The sequence below is a fragment of the Ureibacillus sp. FSL K6-0786 genome (assembly GCF_037965165.1).
Taxonomy (GTDB): domain Bacteria; phylum Bacillota; class Bacilli; order Bacillales_A; family Planococcaceae; genus Ureibacillus; species Ureibacillus thermosphaericus.
This window is the reverse complement of the sequence record NZ_CP150191.1, coordinates 1781972-1799271: the sequence shown is the minus strand read 5'-3', so window position 1 is coordinate 1799271 and position 17300 is coordinate 1781972. Positions and strand designations below refer to the sequence as shown.

Below are 17300 nucleotides of genomic sequence, written 5' to 3'. Positions count from 1 at the left end.
ATTATCTCTCACCTCTTATCTATCTCTTTCATATACGGTTTTCCTTTTATTTTGTTTCAAAACTCCTTATTTTTTTAATTCATCATTTTTTAGCTTAGTGAATTCATATATATCATATTAGACTTCCTAGTGCTTTCTCTGTATAAATTTTAGAATTTTCAGTCTAATAAAATCACTATTCATTACGTAAGGAGTGTAGTTGGATGAACGTACCTTTAGTTTTAACCCATTTTTTAGATCGAGCCGTTGCATTATACGGAAATAAGGAAGCAATTATCAGTTATGAAGGGGATCGGCGATTCACTTATTACCAGTTCAACACCCGAGTAAATCAGCTGTCAAGGGGGCTACAATCTTTAGGCATTAAAAAACATGATAAAGTAGCATATCTTGCCCCAAACACGATTGAAATGCTTGAAGGTTTTTATGGGATATATCAAGTTGGTGCAGTAATGGTACCTTTAAATATTCGTTTAAAACCTGAAGATTATCTTTTTATTTTAAATCATAGCGAGTCAAAAGTATTGTTTGTAGATCAAGAACTTTATCATTTAATTGAACCAATCAAATCAAAATTAAATACTGTCGAATCAATTATTGTTCATAACAAAAATAGTGAAACAAATGAAATCAATTATGATGAATGGCTTGCTTCTTTTGACGGTTCAAACTTTGACAGAGTTGATTTGGATGAAAATGATGAATGCAGTTTATTATATACAAGCGGAACAACTGGTAATCCAAAAGGCGTCCTTCTAACACACCGAAACAATTATTTACATGCTTTAAGCTCGATGCATTTCTTACGCGTTACAGATCGAGATGTATACTTACACGTCTTACCGATGTTCCATGTGAACGGGTGGGGATCACCTTTTTATTATACTGCCAATGGAGCAACTCACGTTACGTTGAGAAAAGTTGCAGCTGATCAAATCTTTGATGCTATTCAAAAATATAAAGTAACAGTCATTCATATGGCACCTACTGTATTAAATACATTATTGCAATATTATGATGAACATAAACCTGTGGTGTCTCATAAAGTGAGAGTTGTTATTGCTGGATCTGCACCACCTCCTGCCTTTGTTGAACGGGTTGAAAAAGACCTTGGCTGGGAATTCATCCAAGTTTATGGAATGACAGAATCTTCACCACTGAGCTTAGGTTCCCGAATACTTTCACAATATGAAAATCTTTCAGAAGTTGAAAAAATGAGATTGAAAGCAAAAGCCGGTACACCATTTATAGGTACAGAAGTAAAAGTAGTGGATGAAAACGGCGAAGAAGTTCCTCACGATGGGAAAACAATGGGAGAAATTATTGTTCGTGGACACGGCGTGATGAAAGGCTATTGGAAAAACGAAAACGCTACAATGGAAACAATCATTAATGGTTGGTTATATACAGGCGATGTAGGCACCATTGATGAGAAAGGTTATATCGATATAACTGACCGTAAAAAAGATATTATTATAAGTGGCGGTGAAAATATCTCTTCCATAGAAGTAGAAGGCGTATTATATGAACACCCTGCTATAAAAGAAGCAGCCGTCATTGCTATTCCACACGAAAAATGGGGAGAAACTCCTCACGCCATTGTCGTATTAAAAGATGGCTACCAGGTTACTGAGCAAGAACTAATCGACTTCACTCGTTCAAAATTAGCACATTTTAAGGCAATAAAAAGTGTATCTTTTGTTGATGAATTGCCAAAAACAGCTTCAGGCAAAATACAAAAAGTTCAATTACGCAAACAATATATTGAATCGGTTCAACAAATATAAAAAGCAGGAGGGAAGCCCTTCCTGCTTACATTTATTCTTACTTTCTACCTCGACGGCGTTCTCCCGTTTTCTTACCGCCTTCTCTTCTGCTTCCACGGTGTTCTCGGCGAACACTTCGTCCCCCACTGCGTCCATTTGAACGTTCTTTGCGTATTGGAAGCGGACGTTCTTCTGTAATTTTCACTGGAGTATCGTCCGGCTCTTTTGTAAATGATTTGATGGCTGCAGCTATAAGATCCACTGCATCATAATCTTCCAATAATTCTGTTGCTAGCAATCGATAATCTTTTAAATCATTTGCTTGAACAACTTCCACAAGCTTTTCAATCGCCAATTTCTGTTGCCCTGCTAATGCTTCGTCTTCAGTTGGTGGGCGCAGAGGCGTCATGCGTTTATTTGTTGTTTCTTCAACGATTCTTAAATAGCCCATCTCTCTTGGTGTTACAAATGTAACAGCAAGTCCTGATTTCCCTGCACGCCCAGTCCGACCAATTCGGTGTACATAACTTTCCGGATCTTGAGGGATATCAAAGTTATACACATGAGAAACTCCAGAAATATCTAATCCACGTGCCGCCACATCTGTTGCAACAAGGATATCAATTTTATTTTCTTTAAACTGACGTAATACAGACAAACGCTTTGATTGGCTCAAGTCTCCATGAATACCTTCTGCTAGATATCCACGAATATTTAACGCTTGCGCTAATTCGTCTACACGGCGTTTTGTACGACCAAATACGATGGCCAATTCCGGTTGATGTACATCCAAAAGACGAGTTAAAATATCAAATTTTTCTCGTTCCTGAGTTTTCACAAAATATTGTTCAATATTTTCAACCGTCATTTCTTTTGATTTAATTTTCACTTCTTTTGGATTCTTCATAAATTTCGTTGCGATTTTACGAATTGCTGGCGGCATTGTTGCTGAGAACAACAACATTTGGCGATTTTCAGGCACTTTTTCTAAAATCGCATTAATGTCATCAATGAAGCCCATGTTTAACATTTCATCTGCTTCATCTAATACAAGGGTTTGAACATGTTCAAGTTTCAATGTACGACGGTTGATATGATCTATTATTCGACCAGGAGTTCCAACGATAATTTGCGGTTTGTTTTTTAAAGCACGAATTTGTCGTCCGATATCTTGTCCACCGTAAACAGATAATATTTTTACTCGCTTATCATATCCAATTTTATAAAGCTCTTCTGAAACTTGAATAGCTAGTTCGCGAGTCGGTGCAATAATTAATGCTTGAATATCCGGATTATTCGTATCAATTTTTTCGATAATCGGAATACCGAACGCCGCCGTTTTACCGGTACCTGTTTGTGCCTGTCCGATAATGTCGCGACCTTCTAAAGCAAATTTAATAGTTCCTTCTTGAATGGGTGTTGCTTCTTCAAATCCCATACGTTTTAACGAACGTAATGTAGATTCACTAATATTAAATTCTGAAAAATTTGTCAAACTCTTCAATCTCCTTTTTTCTCTTAAGTCGACAAATGGTTACATTTTTCAGATGGAATGTCGGCAAATATCGAGCCTTTAGTTAGAACGTTCCGTCAAATTAATAAATCCTCATACTTAGAGAAAACATTTATTTATATGAAAAGGAAAGCCCGGTCTTTGCCGAGCGGTTCAATTCTATGCATTTCAATATGTTCCAATAGAATAAAACCGATAAACTCAAAAAAAAGTACTCTTCGTTTCCTTTGAAGAGTATTTGTATAAAATGTATCCATTGCTCTCCCTAGTCTACACGGTACATGAAAATTATGCAACGATAATGCTTCTATTGTCTAAAGCTTATTTTTCAGATTGTAAAAAATGCAGTACATCCGGAAACCAAGATTCACAATCGTCGCTATAACAAATATGGTGTTTACCACAAGATGAAAAGTAAATATATTTTTCCTTTGATGAAAGTTTATCGTATAAATATTGAGCGGTTGTATACGGAACGATTCCATCACATTTTCCTTGAACAATAAAGGTTGGTATATTGATTGACTCAATATATGGTTCAACCTGCCGGACGATTTTCATAAATTGTATTGCTGCACTAACAGGTACATTTTTTAGTTTATACTCATATCGCTTAAATAATTCATTATTTTTTAAATGTCCTTCAATGGCTTCTTTTGCAAACTTTTGTAAATCGCTTAATAACTGCTTTGGAGCAATATATTTCACAGCCGCACTAAGCAAAACGATTTTCTTTATAGGATATCGTTTTCCTAAGTATAAAGCGATGACTCCTCCCATGGAAAAACCTACAACATAAACCTTGTCGACTTTTTTAGCTAATCTTTTATAAGCAAGCTCAGCATCAATCAGCCAATGCTCAGCTGTGAAACCTTTTAATGAAAGTGTTTCACCATGACCACAAAATGTGGGGATTTCCACAATCCAATCGGTTTGATTTCGTATGTATTCTGCTAAAGGTTGCACCTCATACGGTCCTCCGGAAAATCCGTGCAACATCAATACACCAACAGACATAAGAAACACTCCTGTTGTAGAAGAATTCTTCCAAATAAAAAAGTGAAATTCACTTCGAACACCATTAGTTCTTTTCTGCCGGAGTCTCCATGAATTCCACTATAATGGCGAATTCTTTATTTATTAAAAGTATTAATTATCGTCTCTAATTTCATACCTCGAGATCCTTTAATTAAAATTAACGAGTCTTTATCGGCATGTTGTTTTATATAATCGACGATTTTCCCGTAGTCATCTTTCGTGTGCAATATTCGCCCAGAAAATCTTGGTGCTATTTTGTGATATAACCATTCCATACGAGGCCCAAATAAACATATTCTTGAAATACGATTTTCATCAATGTATCTAGCTAATTCTTCATGGAATTGTTGCTCTTTATCTCCTAACTCCAACATATCTCCTAAAACTAGCCATTTATCTTTTCGCATCGATGTGGATTGGAGGAATTCAATTGCCGCTTTCATTGATGTTGGTGCTGCGTTGTAAGCATCATTTATAAACAAAACATCTCCAACAGGAACAAGTTGCATCCGCATATCTGTAAGAGATACTTGTTCCAACCCTTTGCGAATTTGTTCATCTGACATTCCTAAAGATTTTGCGACAAGCATAGCACCTAACGCATTTTTCACTTGATGTTTTCCTAATATCGGAATAAAAAATTCGCCGTTTAATTCACCATCAACAATAAAGCGGCTGCCCTTTTCCGTCGTCTCTATTTCTCGAATCATTAAATCATTTCCTTGTTGAAAACCGAATGATTTCGATCTTAATTGGGGAGTAATTTCAATTAATGCTCTCAATAGAGGCTCATCACCGTCATAACATAATACACCTTCTGAATCGAATCCCTTAATAATTTCAAATTTCGCCTTCGCTATACCTTCTCTTGATCCCAAATCTTGCATATGAGCTTCGCCAATATTCGTAATAACAGCATAATGCGGTTTAGCTAATGTGGATAAAAACTCAATCTCGCCAAACCCGCTCATTCCCATTTCTAAAACTGCAATTTCTGTATCTTCATCAAGAGACAATATTGTAAGAGGCAAACCTAGTTCATTATTAAAGTTACCAATCGTTTTTTGCACTTTATAAAATGGTGAAAGCAAACTTGCTAAAATATCTTTTGAAGATGTTTTTCCGTTCGAACCTGTGATTCCAATGAATTTTGCCTTCAGCTCATTGCGGTACATACGCGCCATTTGTTGCAACGCGAGCCCAGAATCCTCTACAAAAAGAAGCGGTACATCTTTTGGTGGATTCGGTTCATCTTTTAACCAAAGGGAACAACTTGCTCCTTTTTCAAAAGCTTGAAGCACATATTTATGTCCATTCGTTTTTTCCCCGCGAAAAGGGATAAATAAATCTCCTTCTTTAATTGTTCTTGTATCAATGGATACGCCGGTTACGATTTTTTCACCATGTTCACCAGCTTCGATATTTAACCAATTTGCAATGTCTTGAATACTTTTTCTCATCATTCATCCCACTTATTCTCTATTAAATTGAAGTTGTTGTTTTTCTTTATGTCGCTCAAGTGCTAATTCGATTAGCTGATCAATTAATTCAGAATAGTTTAACCCACTGTTTTGCCAAAGAAGTGGATACATGCTGACAGGAGTGAAGCCTGGCATCGTATTTACTTCATTTATAAATACTTCATCTCCACATACGAAGAAATCAGCTCTTACTAAGCCGGAACAATCTAAAACTTTAAAGGCACGAATGGCCATATCTTTCATTTTCTCTTCCACTTCTTTTGTAATTTCTGCCGGAATAATTAATTTTGTTGATCCGTCCTTATATTTTGATTCGTAATCATAAAACTCAGTTGTTGGCTTTATTTCTCCTGCTACGGATACTTTCGGTTCATTATGTCCAAGCACAGCCATTTCAATTTCACGGGCTTCAATTCCTTGCTCTACAACTACTTTCCGATCATATTTAAAAGCGATATTAATCGATTTCTCTAATTCTTCTCTGTTCGATGCTTTGCTTATTCCTACGCTAGAACCTAGGTTTGCCGGTTTAACAAACATCGGATAAGTTAATTCACGTTCACACTTTGAAAGCAATGCCTCTTTGTTTTGGTCCCATTCATATCGAATAAAATAAACGAATGGTACTTGATTTAGTCCTGCAATGCTAAACAATTGCTTCATGACAACCTTATCCATTCCAGCTGAAGAGGATAGAACACCATTTCCAACATAAGGAAGGTTCAATAATTCAAGCAATCCTTGTACTGTGCCATCCTCACCATAAGTACCGTGGAGCAATGGAAAAATCACATCAAATTTTGCTTGTTCCTGATTCTCATCCAAAATAAATTCAAGAATGTAGTTTGGTTTACTTTCTTTCTTTGTAAATTGTAATTCTTCAATAGATTCAGCTGGTTTCGTTAACTGAGGACCTCTGCACCATTCGCCATCAATGGTAATATAAATCGGAATTACTTCATATTTATCAAAATCGATAGCTTTGGTTACCGCTGTAGCCGTTATTAGTGATACTTCATGCTCCGCGGATTTCCCCCCATATAATAATCCGATTCGTTTTTTCATTTTTCGACCTCCAACTTTTGAGTAATACTAGTTTATCATGAAAAGATTTAATTCATGAATGCTAAAAAGAAAAAACTCCCTGTCATTTGGCAATACCCTTGGACAGGGAAGTTTACTTCAGTTTAATAAGTTCATCATGTTCTTGTTTTAAAATCATTTTTAAATCATTCCATACTTCATCAGGATAATCATAATCGGAGAGTGTGCGAATTTCTAAGCCAAAGTGGTTGTCTGGTTTATCCACTTTATAAAGTGAAATCAAGGCACCTTCTTTAAAATAATTGCGATATGCTTTTAATAATGAGACGTCAATCGTTGGAATTGTTTCCTTCGACTTTCTTCGCCAAAAACCCCCATTTCCTCCGTTTTCTTTTATAATATTATTGATAAGTGTTGAAATGAGAGTCTCAAAATCTTCTAAGTAGCGAAAATAAATTTTTGTTGTTTGATCAGCTGCGGATGAACAATACACATAACGATTTTGCAGGTTCACAAAAAACGGTGTTGAAACAGGTTCCTTTTTATGAGCTAAATATAATAATTCTGCTTGCTCAATGGGAGTAAGCTGATTTACATGCCTTTCGTCAGCAAAATCAACCCAGCACAAATCTTGATTTGTATCATCCACTTTTTTAACAAAGTTTTTTATTTCATCGCTTGGAATATAATCTAGCTGGGTATGCATATTAAATAAACCATCTTCGTAATTGTGTTTTAACAGTAAAATATTTTTGATTGAATCGATTGCTCCAATAAATTGTTTTAATGACAAACCGCTAAAAATAACAAAGCGATCAACATCGTTCATATGTATAAACAAATGGTAAAAATAATCATCAACCGTCTTATATTTTTTAGCCATTCGATCACTCTCCAATACCGCAACAGTTAAGTTTATTATAAGATGTAATTATGTTTTTTGAAACAATTTCACAAAGGTTTCGTCTTATTGTTGTGTTTTAATCGGATAAAATCATATTTTCGCTATAATACCATATAGAATATGATACAGTATATTGATGAAGAGCTTTGTTGATTGCAATATTATAGAACATAGGTGGACAAAATGGAGAATAACAGAAATTTTGCAGAAAGATTCGATTGGAAACTTGCTGCCATACTCGTCATGTTTTTAATTATTAGTTTAGTAGCTATTTCTTCCGCTCAAACGACAGGGCAATATGGTCAAATAAATTTTGTTTTTAAACAATTACAATGGTACGTGATTGGTTCCTTCATCGTTGCTTTTGTCATGTATTTCGAGCCGGAGCAATATAAAAAAATGTCTTGGTATTTATATGGTTTTGGAATTTTACTCTTATTTGTACTTATTTTTATGCCAGAAGGTCAAGGCCAAATAGGGGAGCCAAAAAACGGAGCAAAAAGCTGGTATCATATACCAGGTCTCGGAAGTATTCAACCTTCTGAATTTATGAAAACTTTTTTTATTCTTGCAACCGCAAGACTGATTAGCACTCACCATGAAAAGTATGTAAGTAAAACACTTAAAACAGACTTTTTACTTTTAGGAAAAATTGGTTTGTCATTATTCATTCCGCTTGCTCTTATCATGCAGCAACCTGATTTAGGTTCATCACTAGTATTTATTGCCATTACTGCTGCACTCATTGTTGTTGCAGGAATTTCATGGAAGATTATTCTACCTATTTTTATCAGTGGTATGAGCATTGCCGGATTAATTTTATGGATGGCTTTATATATGCAAGATTTTCTTGCAGAATATTTAGGAGTAAAACCTTACCATTTCGGACGAATATATTCATGGATTGATCCATACTCATATGCAGATAAAGCTGGTTATCATTTAATCACTTCACTCAATGCCATTGGTTCAGGAGAAATTTTCGGCAAAGGATATATGAACCGTGAAGTATATGTAGCAGAAAACCATACCGATTTTATCTTTGCCGTAATCGGCGAGGAATGGGGATTTATAGGTGCTAGTTTCGTCATTTGTCTTTATTTCCTATTAATTTACCATTTAACAAAAATCACACTCACATTAAAAGATCCATTCTGTACATATGTGTGTGCTGGTATTATCGCAATGATTACCTTCCATGTTTTTGAAAACATCGGAATGACAATACAACTACTTCCGATTACCGGAATCCCTTTACCGTTTATTAGTTACGGTGGAAGTTCACTTATGGGAAATGCCCTTGCTATTGGTCTTGTATTTAGCATGAAGTTTCATTACAAAAAATACATGTTCTCAGCAAATGAAGATGATGAATTATAAAAAAAATTCCCGCCGATGCGGGAATTTTTTCGTTCAACCAAATCAATATTGGGAAGTAGTTTTTGGTGGTGCTAATACTTTTAACAATTCTAGCCGTGACTTTGTTACAGTTGCAGTTACCCCTAATTTCGATAATTTTGAAGCAATCTTTCTCAAATCCACTTCCTTGCCCATTCCAACCACCTATCCTCACATTATATTATTTACAACGTACAAATAGTGAAAAAAGTTTCGTACAAATATCCTCAAAATATTTTACCATGATTCTATTCCGTTTAATTTTTCAAAAATGTTACAACTACAATCTTGTCAAATAAAATGCCCTAAAAATTTATGGCATATTGAATTTACTTGTTTTCAAAAATCGGTAAAGTTACAATGTACAGTGTTCATACTAATTTAAAATTTATAAAGGCAGGAACATTATGAAAAAGATTGTTCTATTATTAGCTATACAATTTCTCGTTTATTTGGGATTCGGAATTATTATTCCTGTTTTGCCGGAAGTAATTGTGCAAAACCAATGGAATGAAGTTCATGTTGGCGGGTTATTAACGGTTTACGCATTAGCCAGCTTCTTTACAGCACCTTTTTGGGGACAATTATCTGATAAATTTGGCAGAAAACATTTAATCTTAGTAGGTCTTGTTGGTTTTTGTTTAAGTTTTCTTATTTTCAGCTTATTTATCGATCATTTATTTATGCTATATTTTTCACGCATCGTTGGTGGATTGTTTTCTGGGGCTTTATATACATCTGTCACAGGATATATCAGTGATATATCCACAAACGAGAATCGCAATAAATATATGGGCTTAATGGGCATGTCGATTGGTCTAGGGTTCATTTTTGGTCCTGCGATTGGTGGAGTGCTCGGTGAAAAGAGTTTGCATCTTCCTTTCACTGCGTCAGCAGCTCTAATTGCCATTCTCTTTGTTATCGCACTCATTGGATTAAAAGAACCTGAAAGAAAAGGAGAAGCAAACAAGCGGCAAATCATACCAAAAGGCGCATCCACGCTTTTCCAATATCGCGTTCGATATTTATTTCTCTTTTCATTTTTCGTTACATTTACGTTAGCGGGAGTAGAAGCAACATTTCAATTGTTCCAAATTAATCGCATCAGCATCACTCCCCTTCAACTAGGATATTTATTTATGTTTAGTGGATTTGTCGATGCTTTCATTCAAGGAGGAGTCATTCGACAAATAAAAGATGGTACAGAAACAAAATGGCTGTTTGCAGCTCAAATCGTGACTGCTATCGGGCTATTATTAATTGCTCTAACATCTAGCCTGGTAACGGCCGGCATTGCTCTATGCGTGTTTACAGCAGGTAATGCATTAGCTAGAACATGTGTTGTTTCGCTAACAACTAAAGAATCCGGAGGAAAATACGGTCTCGCTGCCGGACTTTCTTACTCCATGGATAACTTAGGCCGAATTATCGGACCGTTATTTTTCACTGTTTTATTTAAAGTTGGAATGTCTCTAACTTATTACATCTCGTTCATCATTAGTTTGATTATCATCGTATTCATTTTCATTTTCAGTCGTTCAAAAAAATCCCTTCGCTGAATTTGAATAAATAGCTAATTATCAATAAAAAGGGAGCGCTAAATCCTTCAAGCGCCCCTTTTTCATATTTTAGAAAAGGTAACAACATATTTTTATGCATATATTTACTACAAACGGTTATAAGAATAATAAAAATGTGTTGGAGGATAGAACTTGGACTTTTCATATTTGTTACGATTGCCGTCCCAATTTGAAGGGATTCGTACAAGACTAGAAGCATCAGTATTAAAAGCAATAAATATTTTACCTACCATTCAACAAACCAATTTCACTGATAGTAAATTTGCTGGTTATCCATATTTACCAAAAACTATGAAGTATCCAAAAGATATAGATGGGAATTATTTAATACTTCTTGCTCAAATAAATTTTGAACAATGTCATTCGTTTCATCCATTTCCTTCACGAGGAATATTGCAATTTTTCATTTCACCTTCATTAGCAAAGTATCAACTGACCGAAGAGATTTTTCAACATTATTTTAAAGTTCGCTATTATCCCAATATATTACCTGAACATGAACTAGTCACAGATTTTTCATTTCTGCCAAACTTTGCATACTCTCCGATAAGAAATGAGATGTCACTCCGATTTATCTATACGGTCGAACCAGTTTCTGCAATGGATTATCGATTAACCAAATATATCAGTCACTCAGATCTAAATAAACAGCTTCATGATGGACGTACACTTGAAGAACATTATTTTGAACATTTTTTAGGAGCAGAGCATAAAATCGGAGGATATCCCTACTTCATTCACCAAGATACTAGAACCCATTCAACCCTGTTAAAACGGTATGATACGCTACTATTACAAATGGTTTCAGATGATGAGCAAAATATTATGTGGGGAGACTCTGGAATCATCAAATTTTTTATTAATAGCAAAAAACTCGCCCAATGTGATTTTACTGATATATATTTGCAGGCTGAACAGTACTAGCTAATGGGCAACCAATCAAGTGGTTGCCTTTTTATATGCCAATAATTTCTATCTAATCAATAAATACGTTATAATAATATATAATTACTGGGGGAGTAGGTGGGTGTGGAATGAGCATCATCATTAATTCAATCCCTTTCATTCCTATCTTATTTGCTTTAAATATTATTCTTGCCATTACAATTATCTTTTTAGAGAGAAGAGATGCATCTTCCACTTGGGCATGGATCCTTGTTTTATTTTTCCTACCCTTAATTGGCTTTATTTTATATTTATTGCTTGGCAGACAACTACGAAAAAAACATTTATTTCGCTGGGATGGACAAAAAGATATTGGCATCGACAATTTAATCAAATATCAAATAGAAGCCCTTGAAAATGATACGTTTCAGTTTAATGAAAACTACGTTAAAAATTATAAAAATCTTATTCAAATGAATTTAAATACGGGAGATGCCATTCTTACGCAGGATAATCAAGTTCAAATTTTTGATGATGGAGTTGAAAAATTCCAGTCATTAATCAATGATATATTGAATGCAAAAGATCATGTTCATATTCAATATTACATTTTCAAGCTCGATAATTTAGGGCAAAGAATTTATGAAGTATTAAAGAAAAAAGCAAAACAGGGTGTCAAAATTAGAATCTTATACGATGAAATGGGTTCAAGAAGCATAAAAAAAAGACATTTTAGAGAATTGATTGAATTAGGTGGAGAAGTTGAAGTATTTTTCCCTTCGATTTTCCCGCTTATTAATCCGCGTTTGAATTTTAGAAACCACCGAAAAATCGTCGTGATTGATGGTCGAATTGGCTACATTGGTGGGTTTAATGTCGGGGATGAATATATAGGTTTAAACAATAAATTTGGCTACTGGAGAGATACCCATTTACGCATAGAAGGCAGTTCAGTTCTTCCAATCCAAACTCGCTTTATTTTAGATTGGAATCAAGCTAGCGAACACAAAATAGAGTATTCAGAACGTTATTTTCCTGCCATTCCTAAAAAAGGGGATGTGGCTATGCAAATTATCTCCAGTGGTCCTGATACAGACTGGCCAACAATTAAAAACGCATATTTAAAATTACTCATGGAAGCAAAACGGTATATTTATATTCAAACACCTTATTTTATTCCGGATAACAGCTTCTTAAATGCAATTGAAGTGGCTAGCCTATCGGGAATCGATGTTCGTATTATGATTCCAAATAAACCTGACCATTTGTTTGTTTATTGGGCTACTTATTCTTATATTGGGGAATTATTGAAGGCGGGCGCGAAAGTGTATATTTACGATAAAGGATTTATCCATGCGAAAACCATTGTGATTGATGATGAAGCAGCTTCAGTAGGAACTGCTAATATCGACGTTCGAAGTTTTAAATTAAACTTTGAGGTGAATGCATTTATTTATGATAAACTTGTTTGCCATGAATTAGCCGAAATCTTTGAAAAAGATATTTTAGATTCTAGAGAATTAACACTGGAACAATACGAAAATCGTTCAGTCATAATCAAATTTAAAGAGTCAATTTCTAGACTGTTAACTCCAATATTATAAAGAATTCGTTTTTCCAAAAAAACCTTTGGAAAAACGAATTCTTTTTATTTATCAATTCCCAAATATTCTTCTAAAGTTAATCCTGAATCTTTTACTTTAGTTGCAAGCTCCACACCTAAATAACGAAAATGCCAAGATTCATACATATAACCTGTAATGTGCTCTTTCCCTTTCGGATATCTTAATATAAAGCCGTATCTATGTGCATTCTCTGCTAACCATTTACCAGCTTCCGATTGTCCAAACGCTTCTGTAAGCCATAAATCTTCACGGCCTTTTTCACCAATATCAAAGGCTAAGCCTGTTTGGTGTTCGGAATAACCAGGACGTGCACTGTAGCGATCTGCATTCTCTTTGCCATCTCGTTCTACATATTTGTTATAAAGTAATTCCTGATATTCATAAGAACGATATGTACTAAATGCTACTAATTCAAAACCTAATGTTTTTGCTTCTTGGGCCATCAACTCAAAAGCGGCACGAGCTTCTACGTTTTCACCCGGTGCATAATCTTTTGGAAGTGGATATTTTTTATTCGCAATCAGTACTCCCTTAATATAAGTAGGCTCACTAGGCAATGTTTGCCCTTCAATATAACCATTATTCTCTTTGTATTTCTTATCTTCTGGTTTCTGTTGTTGTTGCTGTTGTGGTTTTTGGTGAGGTTCTTCCCCTTCAACTTTTCCTTCATCTTGTGAGTCGCTGGAATTTTCCAATTCATCTTCTAATACTTCAGAATTTTCCTTTGCTTCTTCAAGCCCATTTTCTTTTTCTTCTGAAATAGCCTGATCTTCCGTTTTAATTGTTTCACTCTCATTGTTCAGATTGTTATTAATGAAAACGATGGAGACAATAGCAATGATCATTATCAACAAAATACCAAGTAGTGTATAATGCTTTTTTTTGTTTTTCATAAAATCACCTAATCCCGTCTCATTTCAAAACACGCTCTATTATTTTAACACTATTTTCTCATATTTACTTCAAAAAAATTAGTCGAGCCCATTTAGACTCGACTAAACTACTTATTTTGCTTCTTCAACTGGATGCTCAGAATAATATTTTCTTCCTATATAGGTTTGTAAAATTAGTAATATCCCGCTGACGGACCAATATAACGGTAATGCCGCCATGGACGAAATTGAGATGATTACAATCATAATCGGCGAGATATAAATCATCATTTTCATTTGTTGCTTTTGAGCTTCTGGAACTGTCCATAATGAAACTCTCGCTTGTATGAAATAAACAATTCCAGCTATTGCCGTTATAACGAAATCCGGTGTTCCTAAATTAAACCATAAAAATTCGTGAGTTTTTACCTCGTCTGAATACAGAATAGCAAAGTATAGCCCCATGATGATCGGCATTTGAATTAAAATCGGCAAGCATCCTAAATTTAACGGGTTAATATTATGTTCACGGTATAAGGCTAACATTTCTTGTTGAATTTTCATTTGTTCTTCTTTTGTTGTTGCCTTTTTTAATCTTTCTTGGATTTCATCCATTTTAGGCTTAATAACATCCATTTTGGATTTCATAATCGATTGTTGGCGATAATTACGCAACATAAAAGGCATCAAAATAAGACGAATGAGAATTGTAATCGCAATAATCGCTAAACCATAACTACCGCCAAACCATTCGCCAAGCGTATTCAACAACCAATCCATTGGCTTGACAAAGGTATGATAAAAGAATCCTTCTTGATTTTCAACTGCTTGGCATCCTGATAACACTAGTAACATGATGCCGAAAAGTGAAAACAGCATTAGTTTTTTCATTTTTCCACCTACTATTAAATTCTAACTAAATTGAAGTATACGGAATATACTTTATAATTTCAAACAGCAGGTGTCAAAATGAAAAACAACTTTATATTTTTTCTTTTTCGACGTTTGCTGTTTCTGGAAGTTCGAATCTAAAAAAATCATGATGCAATTCATCTCTGAAGTGTTTCGGTGTAACTCCGGTATACTTTTTAAAAATACGAGTAAAATAACTTTGGTTGCAAAAATGGAATTGTTCAGAAATGGATGTAATGCTTTTATTTGTATGTCTTAAATAGTATTGGGATTCTTCTACTCTTCTTACATTTAAGTATTCTACCAATGTAATTCCTACATGTTCACGGAAAATGCGGGACAGGTGGCTTGTACTAATATGAAATTTTTGCGCAATACTTTCTACCGTTAAATCATTTTCTAATTCATCATTTATGTACATGATTACTTTATTGACAGTTTGATGACGGAATGTAGGTTGTTTTCGATCCGCAATAAAACTTACATAAAAGTCTATTAACTCATCAGCAAACTGTAAGAACTCTGCATCTTTCATTTTATTTTGAATCATGTCTATACAAGCAACATTAAAGGCAAAGGCTTTCTTCGAAGGCACTTGATTCTCCATAAGTTTTCTTGCAACAATCGAGGAAAGTGTCATAAAATAATTTCTAACTTCTTTAATAACTTGCTTTCCAAAACGAATTGATAAGATATCAATTAGCTCGTGCAATGATTTTTTCGCCTTATCTGCCTCCAAATGGAATATTTCAAATAACAGACGTGATTCAATGGTAAAAAATTCTTCAATACCGGTGTATTGATTAATACTGTCAATTTCTTGAAAATATCTCTTCGAAATCGTTTCAGAAATTGATTGTTGGTGTAGTTGCATAAAATACCCCATCTTTCTTCAGAATGAAATTTGCATCAATCGTATATATGTCAATAGTTACTATACTAATATAACCAATCATAAAAATGCTATAAATAAAAATTTTTTAATATGAAAAAGGTGACAATTTGATTAGTTTCATACTAAAAATCTGTCCTAAAGACCGAAAAAAATTGAAAATTTAAATAAATATTTATAACTAAAGTGAATATTACCATAATTTTCGTTTTTTTTTCAACTCCCATTTCCTAATTAAATTACCGATGAATATTATCTTTGATTCACACTATGGAAATGTGATTTCTGTTTTTCAATAATATATATTTCCTAATAAAATAGAACTAGATTTTTCAACAAATTTTTTCATTAACTCAGATGCAAAATGTTCTTATGTTATTACATTCTTCTCTATTTCTTTTCTAAAAATATGTAGTAAAATAGAAATTATTAAAATTATAAATGTGGACAAACGAGGTGTTTTAGAGTGGATCCAAAAGAAATAGAAGAAATTATGGATGTCATTAAAGAATTCTTCCCTGAAAATACATCCATCGCTATTTCAGATACTAAAGAATATATATATTATCAGCCAAGTAAACATGTGGACTTAAAAATTAAACCTGGCGACCCAATTAAAGAAGGTTCTGCTGCATATAAAGCAATACAATATGGTAAAAAAATCAACACTTACATTGAATCCGATGTTTTTGGCGTTCCTTACTATGGTATGAGTATCCCTTTAATTACTGAAGGAGAAATTAAAGGGGCTGTCACTGCTATTTTCCCTCAAAAGCCATCACCTTTTTTAACAAACTACATTACAATCAAAGTTGATGATTGCTGGTATCCAATTAAACATAATGAAGTTGTTTATTTAGAAACTCAACTTCGCAAAACTTTCGTAAAAACAATGGATAAAGAAGGATTCCATCGTTTAAATCTAAGCGATCTTGAACTGTTCCTATCCAACGACCATTTTATTCGTTGCCATCGTTCATATATCGTAAACATCGATTATATTGATGAAATTCAACCTGATTCCCATTCAACATTCCTTTTAGTTATGAAAGATGGTACTAGAATTCCTGTAAGCCAAAGATATGCAAGCTACTTCCGTCGTTCATTAGGTTTCTAATATTTCGCTAACGAAAGTGTTTTGGCACATACTTTGCAGCAATTTCATCATATAAATTTTTTAAATAAAATTGCCGTTTTCCTTTGAGAAAGCGGCGTTTTTTTATATCAACCAACATATTTATATAGTTTTTTAATTTTCTAAAATAATTTTTTGTCGAAAAATCTCGTATTTTCTCGTTCAAACGATAATTAAGCATTTTCATGCAACATTTGAAGATTGTGTGACAAAGAAGTGCTATTATTAATGTATTCTTGAGCATGGCAACGTTAC

The 17300-nt window shown here is 34.1% G+C and carries 15 protein-coding genes; 6 read left to right on the top strand and 9 right to left on the bottom strand.

Annotation, left to right across the window (positions count from 1 at the left end):
• Positions 1–203 precede the first annotated feature (203 nt).
• Entirely contained in the window at positions 204–1787 is a 1584-nt protein-coding gene (locus tag NSQ18_RS08830) for a long-chain-fatty-acid--CoA ligase (RefSeq protein ID WP_016838314.1), read from the top strand.
• A 37-nt stretch (positions 1788–1824) separates the two neighbouring features.
• On the opposite strand, the gene NSQ18_RS08825 is transcribed toward NSQ18_RS08830, so the two are convergent.
• The 5 genes from NSQ18_RS08825 to NSQ18_RS08805 form a co-directional block, all read right to left on the bottom strand.
• Positions 1825–3261 carry a DEAD/DEAH box helicase gene (locus NSQ18_RS08825; RefSeq protein WP_016838315.1) on the bottom strand — a complete coding sequence of 479 codons (1437 nt, stop codon included), beginning with the start codon at positions 3259–3261 and terminating at the stop codon, positions 1825–1827.
• A 339-nt stretch (positions 3262–3600) separates the two neighbouring features.
• Complete coding sequence (locus tag NSQ18_RS08820; protein ID WP_168412639.1) at positions 3601–4296, bottom strand: alpha/beta fold hydrolase; 696 nt, start codon at positions 4294–4296, stop codon at positions 3601–3603.
• A gap of 116 nt (positions 4297–4412) precedes the next feature.
• On the bottom strand, positions 4413–5777 hold the full coding sequence (gene murF / locus NSQ18_RS08815) for a UDP-N-acetylmuramoyl-tripeptide--D-alanyl-D-alanine ligase (protein WP_016838317.1): 1365 nt from the start codon (positions 5775–5777) through the stop codon (positions 4413–4415).
• Positions 5778–5789: 12 nt separating this feature from the next.
• Complete coding sequence (locus NSQ18_RS08810; RefSeq protein ID WP_016838318.1) at positions 5790–6863, bottom strand: D-alanine--D-alanine ligase; 1074 nt, start codon at positions 6861–6863, stop codon at positions 5790–5792.
• A gap of 112 nt (positions 6864–6975) precedes the next feature.
• Positions 6976–7725, bottom strand: a complete 750-nt coding sequence (locus NSQ18_RS08805; protein WP_016838319.1) for a hypothetical protein — start codon at positions 7723–7725, stop codon at positions 6976–6978.
• Between the two features lie 204 nt (positions 7726–7929).
• Here NSQ18_RS08805 and NSQ18_RS08800 point away from each other — a divergent pair, with 204 nt between their 5' ends.
• Positions 7930–9126, top strand: a complete 1197-nt coding sequence (locus NSQ18_RS08800) for an FtsW/RodA/SpoVE family cell cycle protein (protein ID WP_016838320.1) — start codon at positions 7930–7932, stop codon at positions 9124–9126.
• Between the two features lie 42 nt (positions 9127–9168).
• Here the strand turns inward: NSQ18_RS08800 and NSQ18_RS08795 are convergent, their stop codons facing one another.
• Positions 9169–9300: an Lmo0850 family protein gene (locus NSQ18_RS08795; protein ID WP_016838321.1), complete on the bottom strand. Its 132-nt coding sequence runs from the start codon at positions 9298–9300 to the stop codon at positions 9169–9171.
• A gap of 248 nt (positions 9301–9548) precedes the next feature.
• Between NSQ18_RS08795 and NSQ18_RS08790 the strand changes: the two genes are divergently transcribed.
• From NSQ18_RS08790 to cls, 3 genes are all read left to right on the top strand, one after another.
• Positions 9549–10703, top strand: a complete 1155-nt coding sequence (locus tag NSQ18_RS08790) for an MFS transporter (RefSeq protein ID WP_339289635.1) — start codon at positions 9549–9551, stop codon at positions 10701–10703.
• A gap of 153 nt (positions 10704–10856) precedes the next feature.
• Complete coding sequence (locus tag NSQ18_RS08785; protein ID WP_096549800.1) at positions 10857–11648, top strand: YwqG family protein; 792 nt, start codon at positions 10857–10859, stop codon at positions 11646–11648.
• A gap of 110 nt (positions 11649–11758) precedes the next feature.
• The gene (gene cls, locus NSQ18_RS08780) at positions 11759–13213 is read left to right on the top strand and encodes a cardiolipin synthase (protein ID WP_016838324.1); all 1455 of its coding nucleotides are present in this window, start codon (positions 11759–11761) and stop codon (positions 13211–13213) included.
• Positions 13214–13257: 44 nt separating this feature from the next.
• On the opposite strand, the gene NSQ18_RS08775 is transcribed toward cls, so the two are convergent.
• The 3 genes from NSQ18_RS08775 to NSQ18_RS08765 form a co-directional block, all read right to left on the bottom strand.
• Positions 13258–14127: a M15 family metallopeptidase gene (locus tag NSQ18_RS08775; protein WP_168412641.1), complete on the bottom strand. Its 870-nt coding sequence runs from the start codon at positions 14125–14127 to the stop codon at positions 13258–13260.
• Positions 14128–14238: 111 nt separating this feature from the next.
• Positions 14239–14997 carry a membrane protein insertase YidC gene (gene yidC, locus NSQ18_RS08770; protein WP_096549802.1) on the bottom strand — a complete coding sequence of 253 codons (759 nt, stop codon included), beginning with the start codon at positions 14995–14997 and terminating at the stop codon, positions 14239–14241.
• Positions 14998–15088: 91 nt separating this feature from the next.
• Positions 15089–15892 (bottom strand): helix-turn-helix transcriptional regulator, encoded by an 804-nt coding sequence (locus tag NSQ18_RS08765; protein WP_016838327.1) that lies wholly within the window; start codon positions 15890–15892, stop codon positions 15089–15091.
• Positions 15893–16376: 484 nt separating this feature from the next.
• Here NSQ18_RS08765 and NSQ18_RS08760 point away from each other — a divergent pair, with 484 nt between their 5' ends.
• Positions 16377–17027: a LytTR family DNA-binding domain-containing protein gene (locus tag NSQ18_RS08760; RefSeq protein WP_016838328.1), complete on the top strand. Its 651-nt coding sequence runs from the start codon at positions 16377–16379 to the stop codon at positions 17025–17027.
• Positions 17028–17300: the final 273 nt, after the last annotated feature.